General features: G+C 44.2%; 15 protein-coding genes. 3 read left to right on the forward strand and 12 right to left on the reverse strand.

Translation table 11 applies throughout. The annotated features are described in order from the left end of the window. Positions 1-79: 79 nt before the first annotated feature. From ftsA to mraZ, 12 genes are all read right to left on the reverse strand, one after another. Positions 80-1,426 carry a cell division protein FtsA gene (ftsA, locus tag NF543_RS13345; protein ID WP_257668640.1) on the reverse strand — a complete coding sequence of 449 codons (1,347 nt, stop codon included), beginning with the start codon at positions 1,424-1,426 and terminating at the stop codon, positions 80-82. Between the two features lie 2 nt (positions 1,427-1,428). Beyond that, entirely contained in the window at positions 1,429-2,289 is an 861-nt protein-coding gene (locus NF543_RS13350) for a cell division protein FtsQ/DivIB (protein ID WP_257668641.1), read from the reverse strand. Next, complete coding sequence (murC, locus tag NF543_RS13355; RefSeq protein WP_257668642.1) at positions 2,282-3,637, reverse strand: UDP-N-acetylmuramate--L-alanine ligase; 1,356 nt, start codon at positions 3,635-3,637, stop codon at positions 2,282-2,284. The genes NF543_RS13350 and murC overlap by 8 nt, the downstream gene beginning before the upstream one ends. A 54-nt stretch (positions 3,638-3,691) precedes the next feature. Beyond that, positions 3,692-4,804, reverse strand: a complete 1,113-nt coding sequence (murG, locus tag NF543_RS13360; RefSeq protein WP_257668643.1) for an undecaprenyldiphospho-muramoylpentapeptide beta-N-acetylglucosaminyltransferase — start codon at positions 4,802-4,804, stop codon at positions 3,692-3,694. 47 nt (positions 4,805-4,851) lie between these two features. Next, positions 4,852-6,027 carry an FtsW/RodA/SpoVE family cell cycle protein gene (locus tag NF543_RS13365; protein WP_257668757.1) on the reverse strand — a complete coding sequence of 392 codons (1,176 nt, stop codon included), beginning with the start codon at positions 6,025-6,027 and terminating at the stop codon, positions 4,852-4,854. A gap of 83 nt (positions 6,028-6,110) precedes the next feature. Beyond that, a complete protein-coding gene (gene murD / locus NF543_RS13370) occupies positions 6,111-7,484 on the reverse strand; it encodes a UDP-N-acetylmuramoyl-L-alanine--D-glutamate ligase (protein ID WP_257668644.1) in 1,374 nt (457 codons plus the stop codon). 3 nt (positions 7,485-7,487) lie between these two features. Continuing rightward, the gene (gene mraY / locus NF543_RS13375; protein ID WP_257668645.1) at positions 7,488-8,732 is read right to left on the reverse strand and encodes a phospho-N-acetylmuramoyl-pentapeptide-transferase; all 1,245 of its coding nucleotides are present in this window, start codon (positions 8,730-8,732) and stop codon (positions 7,488-7,490) included. An 8-nt stretch (positions 8,733-8,740) separates the two neighbouring features. Further along, entirely contained in the window at positions 8,741-10,198 is a 1,458-nt protein-coding gene (locus NF543_RS13380; protein ID WP_257668646.1) for a UDP-N-acetylmuramoyl-L-alanyl-D-glutamate--2,6-diaminopimelate ligase, read from the reverse strand. Continuing rightward, positions 10,195-12,288 (reverse strand): PASTA domain-containing penicillin-binding protein, encoded by a 2,094-nt coding sequence (locus NF543_RS13385; RefSeq protein WP_257668647.1) that lies wholly within the window; start codon positions 12,286-12,288, stop codon positions 10,195-10,197. Before NF543_RS13385 ends, NF543_RS13380 begins: the two co-directional genes overlap by 4 nt. Before the next feature lie 24 nt (positions 12,289-12,312). Further along, positions 12,313-12,720: an FtsL-like putative cell division protein gene (locus NF543_RS13390; RefSeq protein ID WP_257668648.1), complete on the reverse strand. Its 408-nt coding sequence runs from the start codon at positions 12,718-12,720 to the stop codon at positions 12,313-12,315. Between the two features lie 70 nt (positions 12,721-12,790). Further along, positions 12,791-13,696, reverse strand: a complete 906-nt coding sequence (gene rsmH, locus NF543_RS13395) for a 16S rRNA (cytosine(1402)-N(4))-methyltransferase RsmH (protein WP_257668758.1) — start codon at positions 13,694-13,696, stop codon at positions 12,791-12,793. Beyond that, positions 13,689-14,162, reverse strand: coding sequence for a division/cell wall cluster transcriptional repressor MraZ (gene mraZ, locus NF543_RS13400; RefSeq protein WP_257668649.1), 474 nt, complete (start codon positions 14,160-14,162; stop codon positions 13,689-13,691). Before mraZ ends, rsmH begins: the two co-directional genes overlap by 8 nt. Before the next feature lie 402 nt (positions 14,163-14,564). On the opposite strand from mraZ, the gene NF543_RS13405 reads away from it, so the two are divergent. The 3 genes from NF543_RS13405 (at position 14,565) to aspS (ending at position 17,798) form a co-directional block, all read left to right on the forward strand. Then, a complete protein-coding gene (locus NF543_RS13405) occupies positions 14,565-14,975 on the forward strand; it encodes a hypothetical protein (RefSeq protein WP_257668650.1) in 411 nt (136 codons plus the stop codon). A 183-nt stretch (positions 14,976-15,158) separates the two neighbouring features. Beyond that, on the forward strand, positions 15,159-15,842 hold the full coding sequence (locus NF543_RS13410; RefSeq protein WP_257668651.1) for a response regulator: 684 nt from the start codon (positions 15,159-15,161) through the stop codon (positions 15,840-15,842). A 213-nt stretch (positions 15,843-16,055) separates the two neighbouring features. Beyond that, positions 16,056-17,798 (forward strand): aspartate--tRNA ligase, encoded by a 1,743-nt coding sequence (gene aspS / locus NF543_RS13415; RefSeq protein WP_257668652.1) that lies wholly within the window; start codon positions 16,056-16,058, stop codon positions 17,796-17,798. The last annotated feature ends 17 nt before the right edge of the window (positions 17,799-17,815 follow it).

Consider the following 17,815-nt stretch of genomic DNA (forward strand, 5'->3'; position numbering starts at 1 on the left):
GTAGGGTAATATTAGCACTTTTTACACAATAGTTTTCCACAAGTGTTAATAATGTGGAAAAATTAATTTTTGTTGAAAACTATTTCTTACCTAAGTAGGTTTCATCATCGATTTCATTGCCGTCTTTGATGATGTCCCTAAACCATTTGAAGAAGCCTTTTTCCTTGTTGCCTTTTTCCGTAATCTCTTTTACGGACATTGGAGCACCTTTGTTTTCGATCATTTCTTCCTGCTGCTCTTCTGCCTGAATGCCTTTAATCAATAGACCTATGCCAGTTGCATATAATGGACTTTTCAGCTCGTCATAAACATTTTTGGGCAATACTTCATTCTTGGCCAAATGTTCGTTAGGAAAACCCACACGACTGTCTATACCCGTGATGTATTCGACCAATTGCACCAAATGTTTCAATTGCGCACCACCTCCCGTGACGACAATACCACCGATGAGTTTATTCTCATAACCCGAGGACTTGATTTCATAATACACGTGCTCAATGATTTCCTCCATCCGAGCCTGAATGATGTATGCAAGGTTTTTGACGGAAATCTCCTTCGGTTCACGGCCCCTAAGCCCTGGCACACAGATAACCTCGTTTTCTTTGTTCTCATCCGCTAGGGCGGAGCCAAAGCGGACTTTAAGCAATTCTGCTTGGTTGCGCAACACGGAACACCCTTGTTTGATATCTTCCGTCACGATATTGCCCCCCAATGGGATGACGGCAGTATGTCGGATGATCCCTTCATGGAAGATAGCCACATCCGTGGTACCACCACCAATATCCACCAGTACGACACCAGCATCCTTGTCTGCCTCATCCAACACCGCTTCCGAAGAGGCCAAAGGCTCCAGGATCAAGTCTTGCACTTCCAATGTAGCATTGTCTATGCACTTTTTGATGTTCTTCACGGCGCTTACATGCCCTGAGATGATGTGGAAGTTTGCTTCCATTCGTCGACCGGCCATTCCAATCGGATCTTTGATACCGGGTTCGTTATCTATCGTAAACTCTTGTGGCAGCACATGTATGATTTCCTCCCCTGGGGGAAGCACCAATTTATACATGTCTTCAATCAGCCGTTCGATATCCAATCGGCTGATTTCGTTGTCGTCCCTTCGGGTCAGGATTCCACGGTGCTGTATGCTCTTGATGTGTTGGCCAGCGATACCAACATTCACTACCTTGATATCCACATTGGATTGCCCACTGGCTTCTTCCACTGCTTGGACGATGCTGTTTACCGTCTTTTGGATATTGGCTACCACCCCCCTACTCACCCCAGATGACTCAGCCTTGCCTACTCCGAGGATTTCGATTTTTTTTGCTCCGCTTCGCCTGCCCACGGTAACGCATATTTTTGTCGTACCAATATCAAGCCCCACTACGATTGGCGAGTCCTTTTCAGTTGTTACTTTTGTCTTCATAACTATTGTGTATTGATGCTATTAGTTCTATTATTAGTTGAATCTAGAATTGTTATCATTTCCTCCGGTTTAAAATGCTCGTTCCGTTCACAAACGATTTGGCCTGCGAATTTCAGGTTTACTGATTTATAGGCCCCAATACCGGTTTTTGGCACGATCTTGTTGTAGAACAACATGAGCTTTTCAAATTTCTTTTCCAATGAATCCGCATTACCCAGTATGATTTGCTGGTTACCAACACGAGGTATCAGCTCAATATCTTGATGTTCATTCACATACAGCTGAACGACTTGGCTGCTCCATATGCTATCACTGCTGATGAATTGAGCTGTCTTGAAGATATCCTCCACCAGTTGGCTCTCCATGCTATCCAAGGCACCATTGTAGGGTTCCGAAATCAGACCGTTTGCCACGGGTACACGGGGTACATATTTGAGTGAAACAGGCATTTTATACCCTTGCCGATCGATGTAAAAATCACGACCTCTGTTGTTGATTACCCGCACTACCGCCTCTCGTTGCTTAACACGTACAGTCAGTAATCCATCCATATCGATATTGACAATGACAGAAAATACAAAAGGGATTTGTCGTAAATCTTGTTCGATCTCATGTATGGGAATATCTTCCAACGTACGGCCTTCCAGCTCACCATATTTTTCCACAATCATACCGACAATATCCTTCTGCTCAATGAACGACTCATTGCCTAAAACGATGACTTGGACTTCCGAACAGGCTTGTTCACCGCTTTTTGTATTGATGAAACCCATTAGCATCACGATACCTGCCAATACCACGAGTCCGATCATGCTGTATAAAATACCGCGCCAATTAATCCTATGTGACAAACGTTTAAGCATGTTCCAAAATAGCTTTCAGTGGTTGCACCAATAAATCGATGTCGCCCGCGCCCACTGTCACCAACAACTTGGGGCGGCATCGTTGCACATAATCTTTTATGCTTTCCCTGGTAACAATATGCTTATCTTCTATCATCACTTTTCCGAGCAACATTCGTGAATCTACACCTTTTATAGGTAATTCCCTAGCCGGATAGATGTCCATCAACAACAGCGTGTCTGCCATGGATAGCACCTCTGCAAACCCATCAGCAAAATCCCTGGTGCGGCTATATAGGTGCGGCTGGAAGATGACTGTGAGTTTTTGTGTTGGGTAGAGCTCTTTAACCGCCAACAAAAATGCTCTCAACTCTTCCGGGTGGTGCGCATAGTCGTCTATGTAAACCGTCTCATGGGACTTAACGATGTATTCGAAACGGCGCTTCACGCCTGTAAATGAAGACAGGGCCTTAATAATTTTCTCATCTGCGATACCCAATTGGCGTGCAACTGTGATGGCAGCCACTGCATTCTCCACATTATGGTTTCCAGGCAGACCCAAATGTATATTGTTCATCCTCCCCATATCCCATACGTAATCAAAATAGAATTCCCCTCCTGCAATACGGATATTATCTGCATAGACATCCGCAGGACCATCCGCCGAGTACCATATATCGGCTTCGAACGGCAAACCAGCTTTTACAATGCTTTTCCCTTCATTGTGCAGCTGATTTAGGAATAATTTAAACGATTCATGCAAGTGATTTTTATCTCCGTAAATATCCAAGTGGTCGGCATCAGCCGAAGTGACTACGGCAATTTTGGGATACAGCGTCAAAAAGGACCGATCATACTCATCTGCCTCAATCACAGCCACAGCATTTTCCGAAAACAGGATATTGCTCCTATAATTGGTGCTAATGCCTCCAAGGAATGCCGAGCAATCATAGCCACTGTCTTTCAGGATATGTGCTATGAGGGTGGAGGTTGTTGTTTTTCCATGTGTACCTGCCACTGCAATGGTAAACTTGTTCTGGCTAATCAGGCCTAGGACCTGGGAGCGTTTGAATAAAGAGTGTCCCAGTTGTTGGAACTGGTTAATGATATCCAGTTCATTGGGCACCGCAGGGGTATAAATAATCAACGTATATTCGTCAGCTACTTTGAAGGCATCACTTATCAGTGCAAAATCATCGGCATAGTTGACAGAAATCCCTTCAACCACCAATTGTTTCGTCAGCTCTGTCTCTGTTTTGTCGTATCCAGCCACCAAGCAACCTAAATAGCGGAAATAGCGTGCCAAGGCGCTCATTCCAATGCCGCCAATCCCGATTAGGTACACTTGCCTGATGTTATTTATGTTCATGTTTTATAGCTATCAGCTGTCGGTTACCGGCCTTCAGCTTTATTTCTTGTTTATTTATCCTTGTTTTTCATCCCCGGCTAGCTTCAGTACTTCCCTCGCGATCACTTCATCTGCATCCAGTATGGCTAGTTTAGCGATATTCGTCCTCAATACTTTACATTGCGTTTCATCCTTCAATAGGGACAGTGCGGCATCCACCAGCTTCCGCGGTGCCTCCGCATCACTTATCATCAGGGCCGCGTTTTTGTCTACCAGTGCTTTCGCATTCTTTGTTTGGTGGTCTTCCGCCACATTTGGGGAAGGCACTAATATAACGGGTTTTCCTACCGCGCAAAGCTCAGCGATGGTGCCAGCCCCCGCCCTTGCAATGATGATGTCGGCCGCTGCATATGCAAGGTCCATCCGATGCAGGAAAGCCGTCAGTTTTATGCCCTCTTCATATTTCCCAGCCACGGCGCGCTTGAGTTCTTCGTAATAATAGCTACCACATTGCCAAACCAACTGCACATCCGCTCCCGCCAATCTATCCAAGCCTTGCTGCATGCATTCATTTAGTGTCCGCGCCCCCAAACTGCCTCCCGTCAATAAGATGGTTTTCTTATGCGGTGAAAGGCTTAGCAATTCCGCTGCTTCAAACCTTTTGTTTTGGATAGCTACCGACTCACGTCTGATAGGATTTCCAGTGAAAAGGATTTTGTCCTTAGGGAAGAACTTGTCCATGCCTTCAAATGCCACGCATATTTTAGCCACCTTAGATCCCAAGCGTTTGTTGGTGATGCCTGCGTATGAATTTTGTTCTTGGATAAGGCAAGGTACACCCATTTTTCCAGCGGTATGTAACAACGGTCCTGAAGCATAACCTCCTACACCCACCGCTACATCCGGTTTGAAATCACGGATAATTTGCCGGGCCTTATTGAGGCTTTTTAATAGCTTAATCGGCAGTGACAGGTTTTTCCATAGCGATTTTCTATTGATTCCCTGGATATCTAAGCCCACGATTTCATATCCGGCAGCGGGCACTTTGTCCATCTCCATCCTGCCGTTTGCCCCCACGAACAATATCTTGATGTTGGGTGCCAAACGCTTCAGGGCATTTGCAATCGACACGGCTGGGAAAATATGACCTCCCGTGCCTCCGCCACTGATGATGATTCGCTTTGCCATATAATCTACCGGTTATAATTTCATGTTCGTTTTATCGTCCAATGGCGCTATCCCATTGCAGGGATTTCGCCCACGACTACTTTTTTGTTTCGTCCTTCCAGGCCTTTTTCCTTCATCTCGTCAATATTACGGCTTACACTAAGGATAATCCCAAAAGCAATACTGGTAAATAATATTGATGTTCCTCCCATACTGACCAATGGCAAGGGGATACCGGTCACTGGCCCCAAACCCACAGCCACAGCCATGTTTCCAAGTGCCTGCAGGGTAAGGCTAAACCCTAGTCCCGCAGCCAATAAGGCCCCGAACGCTTTGGGGCTAAGTGTCACGATGCGAATGCATCGAAACATCAATGCCACATACAGGCATACCAATATGAACCCTCCTATTGCGCCATATTCTTCCACGATGATTGCAAAGATGAAATCCGAATACGGATGGGGCAATACATTTCGTTGGGTGCTATTACCCGGTCCTTTGCCAAACAACCCTCCCGATGAAATGGCAATTTTGGAATGGTCGGATTGAAAGGATTTATCGGAATGGGTCTCCTCGCCACTTATATATGTCTGAACGCGCGACATGTATGTTTGCCTACGTGGTCCAAATGCGACAACCAAAATAAACAGCACAAAGACTCCCAAGCACACATAAACGATCTGTTTGATGCTGATACGACCAATAATCAACAGCAGTACACTTACACCAAACAACATCAGCGCAGTGGAAAGGTTGGCTGGGGCAATCAACACAAAAATAAGGCATACTGAGCCCATGATTGGCAAAAATGCTTTTTTCACATCTTTGATATTCTCTTGTTTACGGGTTAATGTTCTGGCCAGAAAGGTAATTAATGCCAGTTTCGCCAAGTCGGATGTTTGGAAAGTCTGGTTAATAACCGGGATAGTGACCCAACGGTTCGCCTCGTTTAGTGTGTTTCCAAAAATCATGGTATAGAAGAGCAACGGGATGGTGATCACCATCAATATCTTGGAGATACCCGCATACCATCGGTAGTCAAGCAAGTGTGAAAAATACATCAATGCGAACCCCCCGAATATGAGTAAGGTATGTTTGATGAGGTAAACTTCTGTGCCTTTGCCTTCTTTATACGCCAAGGTACCTACCGAACTATACACGGCTAGTAGTGACCATATAGACAACACCATGATAATAATCCATAGCCATCGGTCACCTTTCAATTTTGAAAACGCTTGTTCCATTTTTTTTATGTTAGCCATCAGCTATCGGTAGTCAGCTATCAGCAGTTGGCTATTAGCTAGCTATCGATCAACTTTCCCCTAAATTATAAATCCATCACGGCTTCCTTAAATTGGTTGCCACGGTCCTCGAAATTCTTAAACCAATCAAAGCTGGCGCAAGCTGGCGATAGCAATACCGTATCACCCTTTTGGGCCAAATGTGATGCAATTTCTACTGCATCCCGCATATTCGAACTATTTACAATAATATGCGCATCTTCCTCCAATGAATCATATATTCGGGAGTTGTCTTTACCGATGCAAATAATTGCCCGTACTTTTGTTCGCACCAAATCGCGAAGCATTTCATAGTCATTGCCTTTATCCACACCTCCCATAACCAATACGATTTGGGGAGCAAAACTCTCCAAAGCGTACCATACCGCATTGACATTTGTGGCTTTGGAATCATTGATGTAATTGACACCGGCAATACATGCCACAAATTCCAATCGGTGTGGAATATTCTTGAATGAGCCCATGCTCTCCTTCATGGTAGTGTTGCGCAGCTCTTGCGCTTTGGCTACCAATCCCGACGCCATGTTGTTGTAGACATTGTGTTTACCCTGTAAGGAAAGTTCGTTGATATTCATCGTAAATGTATCTTGGTTTGGTACGTTAATTACTATTTCATTGTCGCTATTCAAATAGCTGCCCGGCTCAAATCTTTCTATAAGACTGAATGGGAGCTTCTTTGCCACCGGAGTATATCTTTTTAAGCCCTCCGCTGTAAGTGGATCGTCCGCGCAGAAGACAAATAAATCTTCGGGTCGCTGGTTTCTAATGATACGAAACTTAGAATCTATATAATTTTCCAATTTATGATCATATCGATCAAGATGGTCTGGTGTAATGTTCAGCAACACAGCCACATCTGCCCGGAAATGCTCCATATCATCTAACATGAAGCTGCTCAGTTCCAACACATAATAGTCGTATTGTAAATTAGCTACCTGCAACGCGAAGCTTCTACCAATGTTACCAGCCAACCCCACATTAAGCCCTCCTTGGCTTAAGATATGCCAAGTCAGCATGGTAGTGGTCGACTTCCCGTTTGAGCCTGTGATGCATATCAGCTTGGCATCCGTGTACTGTGCTGCAAACTCGATTTCGGCAATCACGGGGATACGCTTATCCTTTATCTGTTGTACGATGGCTGCGTTGTCCGATATGCCGGGGCTTTTCACCACGATATCCGCTTCCAATATTACAGGTTCGCTATGTTGACCTTCTTCATAAGATATGCTTGCATCCTGCAATTGTTTTTTGTAATCATCAGCAATGCGTCCGTAGTCAGATACCCATACCTCAAACCCCTTTTTTTTCGCTAATATGGCCGCACCAATCCCGCTCTCGCCTGCGCCAAGCACTGCAAGTTTGCCCTGTTGCGGATAATGATATGTCGGTATTGCTGCCATGTGTTACCTTACTTTCAATGTCACGATGGTCAGGATTGCCAGGATGATACCCAATATCCAGAACCTTGTGACGATTTTAGCTTCATGATACCCTTTTTTCTGATAGTGGTGATGAAGGGGCGACATCTGGAAAATTCTACGTCCCGCACCATATTTTTTCTTGGTATATTTAAAATAAGAGACCTGCATGATAACCGAAAGACTTTCGATGAGGAATACACCGCATAGTATAGGAATGAGCAGTTCTTTGCGGATGACGACGGCAAATGCCGCGATAATTCCACCGATTGCCAAGCTACCTGTATCGCCCATGAATACCTGAGCCGGATAAGAATTGTACCAAAGGAATCCCGTACATGCACCTACAAATGCACCTGCAAAAATCACCAGCTCACCCGAATTGGGGATGTACATAATATTGAGGTAGTCCGAAAAAATCACGTTGCTCGAAACGTAGGCCAAAATGGCCAGCGTACCCCCAATAGTAGCCGAGGTTCCCGTGGCAAGTCCATCTATGCCATCGGTAATATTGGCTCCATTGGATACCGCCGTGACAATGAAAACGATGAATACCAGAAAAACGATGAATGTAAGCGTATACCCATTGGCACCGAAAACACTGATCACCTTAGCGTAGTCAAACTCATTATTTTTGTAGAATGGAATGTTCGTCTTGCTTGATTTTACGTCTTCCGTATAATACGTTCTGCCTGTCTCTTCTTGGACATGTTTTTGAACATCGGCATTTGGTTTGGTGTTTACCACTTTTTCACGCACTACGATATCCGGGTGAAAAAACATGGTGCAGGCAATGATGATTCCTAGTCCTACTTGACCAACGATTTTGAATCGTCCGGCTAAGCCTTCTTTATTTTTCCGAAAAACTTTTATGTAGTCATCCACGAAGCCTATTATTCCCATCCATACCGTAGTAATGAGCATGAGAATGATATAGATATTATCCAATTTTGCAAACAACAGCGTTGGCACCAGAATGCCGGCCAAGATAATCAACCCTCCCATGGTAGGAGTACCTTGCTTGTCTTTCTCGCCCGCCAAACCTAAATCCCTGATTGTTTCACCTACTTGCTTGGCTCGGAGAATCCTGATCAATCGGCCGCCGTATACCGTGGTGATAATTAACGATACAATAACCGCCATTGCCGTACGGAAAGTAATGTATTGGAACAAACCCGAGCCGGGGATGTGCATGTGTTCTTCTATCCAAGTAAATAAATAATATAACATATAGCCCGTTATTGTTCGTTAAATGCTTTGATTAAGACTTCTTTGTCATCGAAATCATATCGTTTTCCATCGACTTCCTGATACTTCTCATGTCCTTTGCCTGCCACTAATATAATGTCGCCTGGTCGTGCCAGATGACATGCAGCTCGGATGGCCTCACGCCTATCGGCAATTGAAAACACATTCCGCTTCCTATTCTCGGGAATTCCCACTTCCATATCATGGATAATCTGCATAGGATCTTCCGTACGGGGGTTGTCTGATGTGATAATTAGCTTATCGCTATGTTTCACTGCCACAACTGCCATTTGCGGGCGCTTTGCTTTATCCCGGTCGCCCCCGCACCCCAATACGGTGATGATGTTTTCCTTATTCTTTCGGAGCCCTTGGATGGTTTCGAGCACGTTTCTTACTGCATCGGGGGTGTGTGCATAATCGATCACACCTATCACTCCTTTATTTGAAATGGTCGTATCAAAACGGCCTTCCGCACCGGTGATGCTACTCAGAGCGGTAAGTACTTTCATGGTTTCTTGTTCCAGCAAAATAGCCGCCCCGTATACGGCCAGCACATTATATGCATTAAAACCTCCTACCAACTTTACCCATACCTCTTGACCATCCAAGTAAAGCTTCATGCCATCAAAATGGCTCTCATTAACTTTCACCTTGAAATCGGCCATGCTCTTGATTCCATAGGTCTTCTTATGCGCAAAGGTATTCTGGAGCATCACCAGGCCATTTTTGTCATCGGCATTGGAAAGTGCAAATGCAAATCGATCCAGTCCATCAAAAAATGTCTTTTTTGCTTTTATATATGCTGCGAATGTCTTGTGAAAATCTAAATGGTCGTGCGTGATATTGGAAAAAATCCCTCCCGCAAAATTTAAGCCGGATATCCGTTGCTGCACGATGGCATGAGAGCTTACTTCCATGAAACAGTAATCGCAACCTGTTTCCACCATCTCATGCAGCAGCCTATTCAGTGCAATGGGATCTGGTGTGGTATGGGTTGCCTCTACAACACGATCACCCACTTGGTTTTGTACGGTAGATAATAACCCCGCTTTATATCCCATTTTGCTAAACAGTTTGAAAAGCAAGGTCGCGATCGTAGTCTTTCCATTGGTGCCTGTTATCCCTACAAGCTTTAGTTTTTTTGATGGATTTCCAAAAAAATTGGAAGCTGATACTCCCAGCGCAAAAGCTGTGTCTTCTACCTGTAAGTAAGTGACATGATCATCAGTGGTAGTAGGCAATTTTTCGCAGAGTATTACGGAAGCACCTAGTGCTATGGCATCATCAATGTACAAATGCCCATCTGTCTGTGTACCACTAACCGTCACAAACATGCCATTCGCCACAGCCTGGCGCGAGTCGAGACAAAGATCGTTCACGGTCACGTTCAAGTTGCCTATGACTTGACGTACCGGAATACCATGGAGTATGTCTTTCAGCACCATCATTTCAATTCAATCAATATTGACGAACCTGTTTTGACTTGTCGCCCAACAGGTAGCGATTGCGCAATTACTTTCCCTTTGCCCTTCACCGATGTGCGGTATCCTGAATTTTCAAGCACATAAAGCGCGTCAATGAGTCCCATGCCTGTTACATTTGGCACAGTACCCTCTTTGATTTCTTCATCTGAAAACGGGATTCCTTTGAGGGTGTCTATGTGTTCCATTGACTCCGCCGAAGCATACATGGTTTTGATACCCAATGCTTCAAAAACCTGCCGAGTAGCTGATGTCGAGCCTTTTAGCGAAGGAGGTGTTCCGGTGTTACCAACAAATCTCATTTGCTCGAAGTCATCATGCATATCGAGGTCGTTGGCATATACCATATCTGCAAGTTCACGGAATATAGGGCCTGCTATCGACGCCCCATAATAACCATTACGTGGATTCCGGATGACTACGATTATCGAATATTTAGGATTGTCTGCCGGGAAATATCCCGCAAACGAAGACTGGTATTTGCCATCCCGGTATCCTGCGGCACCATCGGCCATCTGTGCGGTACCAGTTTTGCCTGCCGTGGCAAAGTTCGGGTTATTTAGTCGTTTACCTGTACCTTGCGTCATGACGCCCTCCAGCATATCCTGCAATTTTCGGATCGTGCTTTCTGAAGCTATCTTATCCTTGATTACACGGGTTTCAAAACGCTCCACTGTGTTGCCAAGGTGACGGATTTCTTTTACAAATATTGGCGATACCATCTTTCCATTGTTGGCTACGGCATTGTATAGCGTAAGCATTTGCAAAGGTGTTACTTTCAGTTCGTACCCATATGACATCCAGGGCAACGAGAGCTTACTCCAACTTTTGCTATTGGGAGTTTTTATCAGGGGATTGCCTTCCCCCGGTATTTGCAAGCCAAGCTGTTCATTCAGGCCCAAGGCATGCAAGCGTTTGGTGAATGCGGCCGGATTGTCTTTGTAATACGTATTGATGATTTTCGTAATGGCTACATTGGAGGATACCTCAAAGGCCTTCTTCACTGATATTGTACCATAAGCGTGCGTATCCCGTATGGTATTGCGATTTATCTGATAAGTGCCGTTGCCTGTTTCCACCATTGTATTGGTATCCACCTTGCCATCATCCAAAGCCACAAGATATGATGCCAGCTTGAAGGTAGATCCGGGTTCGGCACTCTGCGCAATGGCGTAATTGAACTTTTCACGGTATACACCTTCCGTGTCCCTTGTGAAATTGGCCACGGCACGTATCTCGCCTGTCGCCACTTCCATTAGGATGACACAGCCATTGTCGGCATTGCTGACAATTAATTGTTTCTCCAGTGCGCGCTGTGCCATATCTTGCATATTTACATCGATGGTGGAAATGATATCTGCCCCATCCACTGGCGCCATTTCTACTTCACGGTTTACCGGCATCCACACCCCTCCTGCTATCCGTTGCACGAGGCGTTTGCCGGTTCTGCCATCGATGTATTCACCATATGCGCCTTCCAAACCTACATGTACATTCTCCTCGGGAATCTTATAACCGATTGTCCTTGCCGCCAGGTTGGTAAACGGCAATATACGCTTGTTCTTGCGCTCTGCTATCAGCCCGCCTTTATACTTTCCCAAATTATAGATGGGAAACTCCCTGATCTGCTTGAGCTCCTGATGACCCACGTTACGCTTGATCAAATAATATCTATTTCGCTTCTTACGGGCTCCCTTAAGCAGGCGCGAATATTGTACAGAAGATTTATCCTTGAAAAAAGCAGCTAGATTGGATGCAAGCGAATCCACTTTGGAATAAAATACGTCATCTTCCTCAATGCCGGGGGCTAGCATATCCATACGGAGATCATATTCAGGTACGGATGTGGCCAGCAAGCTGCCGTCGTTCGAAAAGATATTTCCACGCACGGCTTCCACATCTACATAGCGGGTGGAGAGACTATCAGCCATTGCCCGCCATTTATCACCTTCTGTATATTGCAGGTGGAATAGTTTAGCCAATACGGCTACCGCGATGAGCACAATCAGCCCAAATGACAAATATGCCCTTAGAAGTATGTCTGTCCTGATATTCATGCCTATTGCGATTGATTTTCCGTGTTATTTCTTTGTTTTTACCAATACAATTTTTTTGGGAGGTTCCGTTCGTTCTTTCAACCCCATGCTGTCTACCCGTTTGGCTATTTCACTTTGGGTGGTCAACTTCATCAAATCTGCAGAAAGCGATTTATAATCCCAATTCATCTCCTTCACTTCCCGACTAAGGCGGTCAATCTCCCGTACCGTGCGTTCGGCATAATGTCGATTTGCAATATAGATGATGGCTAGCAACCCAACGAAGATAATCAGGGGAATATACCCGACGAATGCCATGGACGAAAACCGCTCTGAGGAAAACAAGGATTGAAAAAAACTGCTTGTGGCATTTGCTCTTTCCTCCACCGTTTCCTGCAACTCCTCCTGCAGCTCTTCACTCAACGGTTCTTTTTTATATGAATTTCTTGCCATAGCGTTATTTAGTTAGAAAGTCCGGAAGTCAGTAAGTCCGGAAGTTTCAACGTAAATCAATCACTTATATTTAAATCCGTTCTGCCACCCTCAGCTTAACACTCCGTGCCCTGCTGTTGCTCGCTATTTCTTCTTCTGTAGCTGTAACTGCCTTACGGCTGATTACTTTGAACGGTTTCATCTCATTGCCATAGAAGTCCTTTTCTACTTCTCCTTTAAATTTCCCTTTGGCCATGAAATTTTTGACCAGCCTATCTTCCAATGAATGGTAAGACATCACCACCATCCTACCGCCTGGCCTTAACATAGAAACACTTTGCAAGAGAAATTCTTGCAGCGCTTCCAACTCTTTATTGACCTCAATACGCAATGCCTGAAAAAGCTGTGCATGATATTTATGTTCTTTGCCACGCGGCACTAATTTTTTGACGGCGTCTTTCAGATCCCTTACAGTTTGGATGGTCCGAATATTGCGCGATGCTGCAACGGCCTTCGCTAATGTACGTGCATTGTGTAGTTCTCCATACATCCCAAAGATTCGGTGCAATTCTGCTTCCGTATAGGTATTGAGCACTTGTTTTGCATCGAGCTCTCCGGTTTGGTCCATACGCATGTCCAACTCCGCATCAAAACGCGTGGAAAACCCTCTTTGTGCATCGTCAAACTGATGCGAAGACACTCCCAAATCCGCCAAAATACCATCAACCGCTTTCACACCATAGAGGCGCAGGTTATTCTTCAAAAATCTAAAGTTTTGGTGTATGAGCACAAACCGCTCATCAACTATTGCGTTTCCCAACGCATCTGGATCTTGATCAAAGGCATATAAACGTCCGTTCTCACTTAAGTGTTTCAATAGCTCCCTTGAATGTCCTCCCCCTCCGAATGTAACGTCCACATAACTCCCCTCAGGTTTTATCGCCAATGCATCCATGCATTCGCTTAACATCACTGGCACATGATATTCACTACTCATCATGCTCGTCATCTAAGCTATTACCACCCATCACTTCCTCTGCCAATGCTGCAAAATCATCATCTTCCTCATCATCCCACAATTTATTATATGCCTCTTTTGACCAAACTTCTATTTTATTGAATTGACAGGAAAGTACAATGTCCGCTCCAATGGCTGCGTATTCAAGCAGTGATTTGGGCAACAGCACACGACCTGCAGAATCCAATGTCAACTCTGTAGCTCCTCGGGTAAAGTCGCGAATAAACTTACGGTTCACTGCTTTATACGTATTCAACTTTGCCAGTTTACCGGTAATCTTATCCCACTCATCTCGTAAATAAATCACCAAGTGCTTTTCAAATCCACGATTGACAACAAGGCCAACCCGCTCTACATCAGGCATCTGCCTCTTGAGCGCGGCCGGCAACACCATCCTTCCCTTGGTGTCCAACTTACAATCAAATTCGCCTATTAGGTGACCCATATGTTACTCTTTACCTAATAAATATGATGTAAAATTAGAAATTTACTCCACTTTCTCCCACTTTTTCCCACAAAAAAGTTTTCCACATTTATTTTCAGCAAGTTCCATCCATCAAGCGATTCATATTAACATGGAATACTGGGTTTGGTAATTCCGCACATTTACCGGAGCTGAGGTAGTCATTTACGATGATCGTGTTTTCCTTATCCTATGTTTTTCTGGCAAAGGACAACAATAGATTTAGCCTTGTAGCCAAATGACCACAAATGCAAAAATACTGGTTAGATTTATCGGTTATCGGTGGCTTTTATCATCATATTTGCCTTGTTGCTTACATTATTAGCTTGAATATGATAGGATGATTCAAACAAATAGGATGATTCAAACAAATGGTGACAAACTATGCATTTAGCTTTTATTTTAAAAAAAATCCCCATCGTTTTATTCCTTCTTTTTTCCTGCGGAGAGCGCATGGAATTATACCCATGGCAATGCCATTGCGATATCGAGGCGACTCAGCTTTCCAAGCCCGGTTTTGTCACTTATCAAGTCTCTGCCAATGGTAATGCAGTTGTGTCTTCCGTCACTTACCAAACCAGTGATGGGCGTGTTACCATACACAATCCTGTTTTACCTTTTGACATAGCGACTCAAATGGATACCGATGAAACCGTTTTACTCACCACTACAGGCAATCCAGGCAAGGGCAATATTATATTGACTTATGAAATTCAAAACCATGATGATGAATCGGGTGCAATCAGTGGAAACATGTCAAGAGTATGGGTTTTGAGAAATGGAAATTGTCATTAACTTATTAATAGACAATCAATTAATCGATTTTTTCTTGATGATTTACATTCTGTAGGTGTATTCCTACAACAAATTAAACGTAACCTATCTAATTTTAGCCTTCGAAAATGAATATTATCGATTTTATGAAACCTTGTGAGGCTTAAATCACTGACAAATTAGGAAATAGTATCTGCAACCAATATGAAAAGGAAAAAAATACACATTGTTGAAGATCAACTGATTATTGTCATGGATTTGGAATATATGCTTGAAGATCTTGGTTATCAAGTATGTGGCATTTCCACGAGCTATGAAGACGCATTGGGGGTCATCAAAAGTATACGACCTGATTTGGTTCTGATCGACATTATCCTGTCCAGTGAAAAAACAGGAATAGACCTTGCCCGTGAACTCAATAGGAACCATCAAATTCCGTTTATCTTTCTTACTTCGCATGCTGACCGGGGTACGATAGAAACTGCGAAAACAACCAGACCATCTGGATATATTGTTAAACCATTTAACCGTAATGATGTATATGCAGCCATTGAAATGGCTTTCAATTACGCCCATATTACTGAAGAGAGCCAGAATATATTTCTTCCTGAAGGGAAGCAAAAGACCAAAATACCGTTGGATGAAATGATTTATGCGCATGCTGAGGGTAATTACACCACCTTCATCACAACGAATAGAAAAATCGTACTCAGGAAATGCCTCAAGGAAGTTTCGGAAACTATATTGAACAACAAAAAATTTGTTAGGATACACAAATCTTACTTGGTAAACAAAGATGCAATCAGGGCCAGAAATGCCTCTAACATACTCCTAAATAATGGAGAAAATGTTCCACTTGGAAGGGCATATTCAGGCTGTTTATTTTGATTGACGCAAAGCGCACCATTTCCATTTGCATATACAAACTATAGATTCTACTCCCACCCTACTAGCGGCCTTATAACTCATATGGGCTGGCCCTTAATATGTCCTTTTTTATAAATTGGATATAAAAGCAATTGCTCACTACAGTTTTTACTCAAGAGGCGTTCGTGAATACAGCGCATTTTATCTAAGTTTGCGGACTAATACAACGGAAATATGCATAGAACACATACGTGCGGAGAATTGACCATTTCGGATTTAGGCAAAGCGGTTATACTGAGTGGATGGGTGCAAAAATCCCGTGATCTGGGGGGAATGACTTTCATTGATGTACGCGACCGATATGGGGTGACCCAATTGACTTTTGATTCTGCGGATGATGAAACGTTACGTAGCAAAGCCAAGGAACTCGGTCGGGAATATGTTATCAAGGTCAGGGGAATGGTTATTGAGCGCGAAAGCAAGAATCCAAAGATTTCCACTGGTGAAATCGAAATCAAGGTGACTGACCTTGAAATCTTGAATCCGTCAGCACTGCCTCCATTCACCATAGCAGACGATACGGATGGTGGCGAGGATTTACGAATGAAATATCGCTACCTCGATCTCCGACGCAATCCCATACGCAACAATTTGATATTACGACATAAACTTGCCCAGGAAACACGAAAATACCTTGATGGACAACACTTTCTTGAAATAGAGACTCCGGTTCTGATTAAATCCACACCAGAGGGTGCCCGTGATTTTGTAGTGCCAAGCCGAATGAACCCCGGTGAATTCTATGCGTTGCCTCAATCTCCACAGACATTCAAGCAATTATTGATGGTATCGGGTTTCGACCGTTATTTTCAAATCGTGAAATGCTTTCGCGATGAGGATTTGCGGGCAGATAGACAGCCCGAATTTACGCAAATAGACTGCGAGATGGCTTTTGTTGAGCAAGAAGACATTCTCAATCTTTTTGAAGGCTTAATGAAACATCTTTTCAAAGCAATAAAGGACGTTGATCTGGGCGAGGTGCCCCGCATGCCCTATACCGAGGCCATACGCTTGTATGGATCTGACAAACCGGACATCCGCTTCGGCATGCAATTCATCGAACTCAACAACTTGCTCCAAGGGGTCGGGTTCCCTGTATTTGACAATGCCGAACTGATTGTGGGTATCAAAGCTGAGGGATGTGCATCTTATACGCGCAAACAATTGGACGCATTGACGGACTTCGTGAAACGGCCGCAGATAGGTGCTAGTGGATTGGTATATCTCCGCTGCAATGAGGATGGTACACTCAAATCATCGGTAGACAAATTCTACAGTCCCGAACAACTCGAACTGTGGGCCCAAGCTTTCAACGCCAAGCGGGGAGATTTGTTGCTGGTCATGGCTGGCGAAGCGGACAAGGTAAGGAAACAACTGAGCGAGCTCAGGCTTGAGGTGGCTTCCCAGTTAGGGTTAAGGGATAAAAACATCTTTGCCCCATTGTGGGTGATGGATTTCCCGTTGTTGGAGTGGGATAACGAAAGCGGGCGCTACCATGCGATGCATCACCCTTTCACCTCTCCGAAAACTGAGGATATACCGTTATTGAGCAGCAACCCCGGAAAAGTGCGCGCTAATGCGTATGACCTCGTCATCAATGGTACGGAGATTGGTGGGGGTTCTATCCGGATACATGACCGTGAACTGCAGTCGCTGATGTTCAAGCATCTTGGATTCAGTCTGGAAGAAGCACAAAAACAGTTCGGTTTTCTATTAGAAGCATTCACCTATGGTGCTCCACCCCATGGCGGAATCGCCTTTGGTTTTGATAGGTTGGTGGCTATATTTGCCGGTCTAGATAGCATCCGTGATGTAATTGCATTTCCAAAGAACAACTCAGGTAGGGATGTGATGATCGATTCACCTTCGCCTATTGCTGTTGAACAATTGGTAGAATTGGGTATAAAAACCTCATAGGTTTCTTACTAAGGCAA

Origin of the sequence: Parapedobacter tibetensis (genome assembly GCF_024704835.1) — a bacterium.
In the GTDB taxonomy this organism is placed as follows: domain Bacteria; phylum Bacteroidota; class Bacteroidia; order Sphingobacteriales; family Sphingobacteriaceae; genus Parapedobacter; species Parapedobacter tibetensis.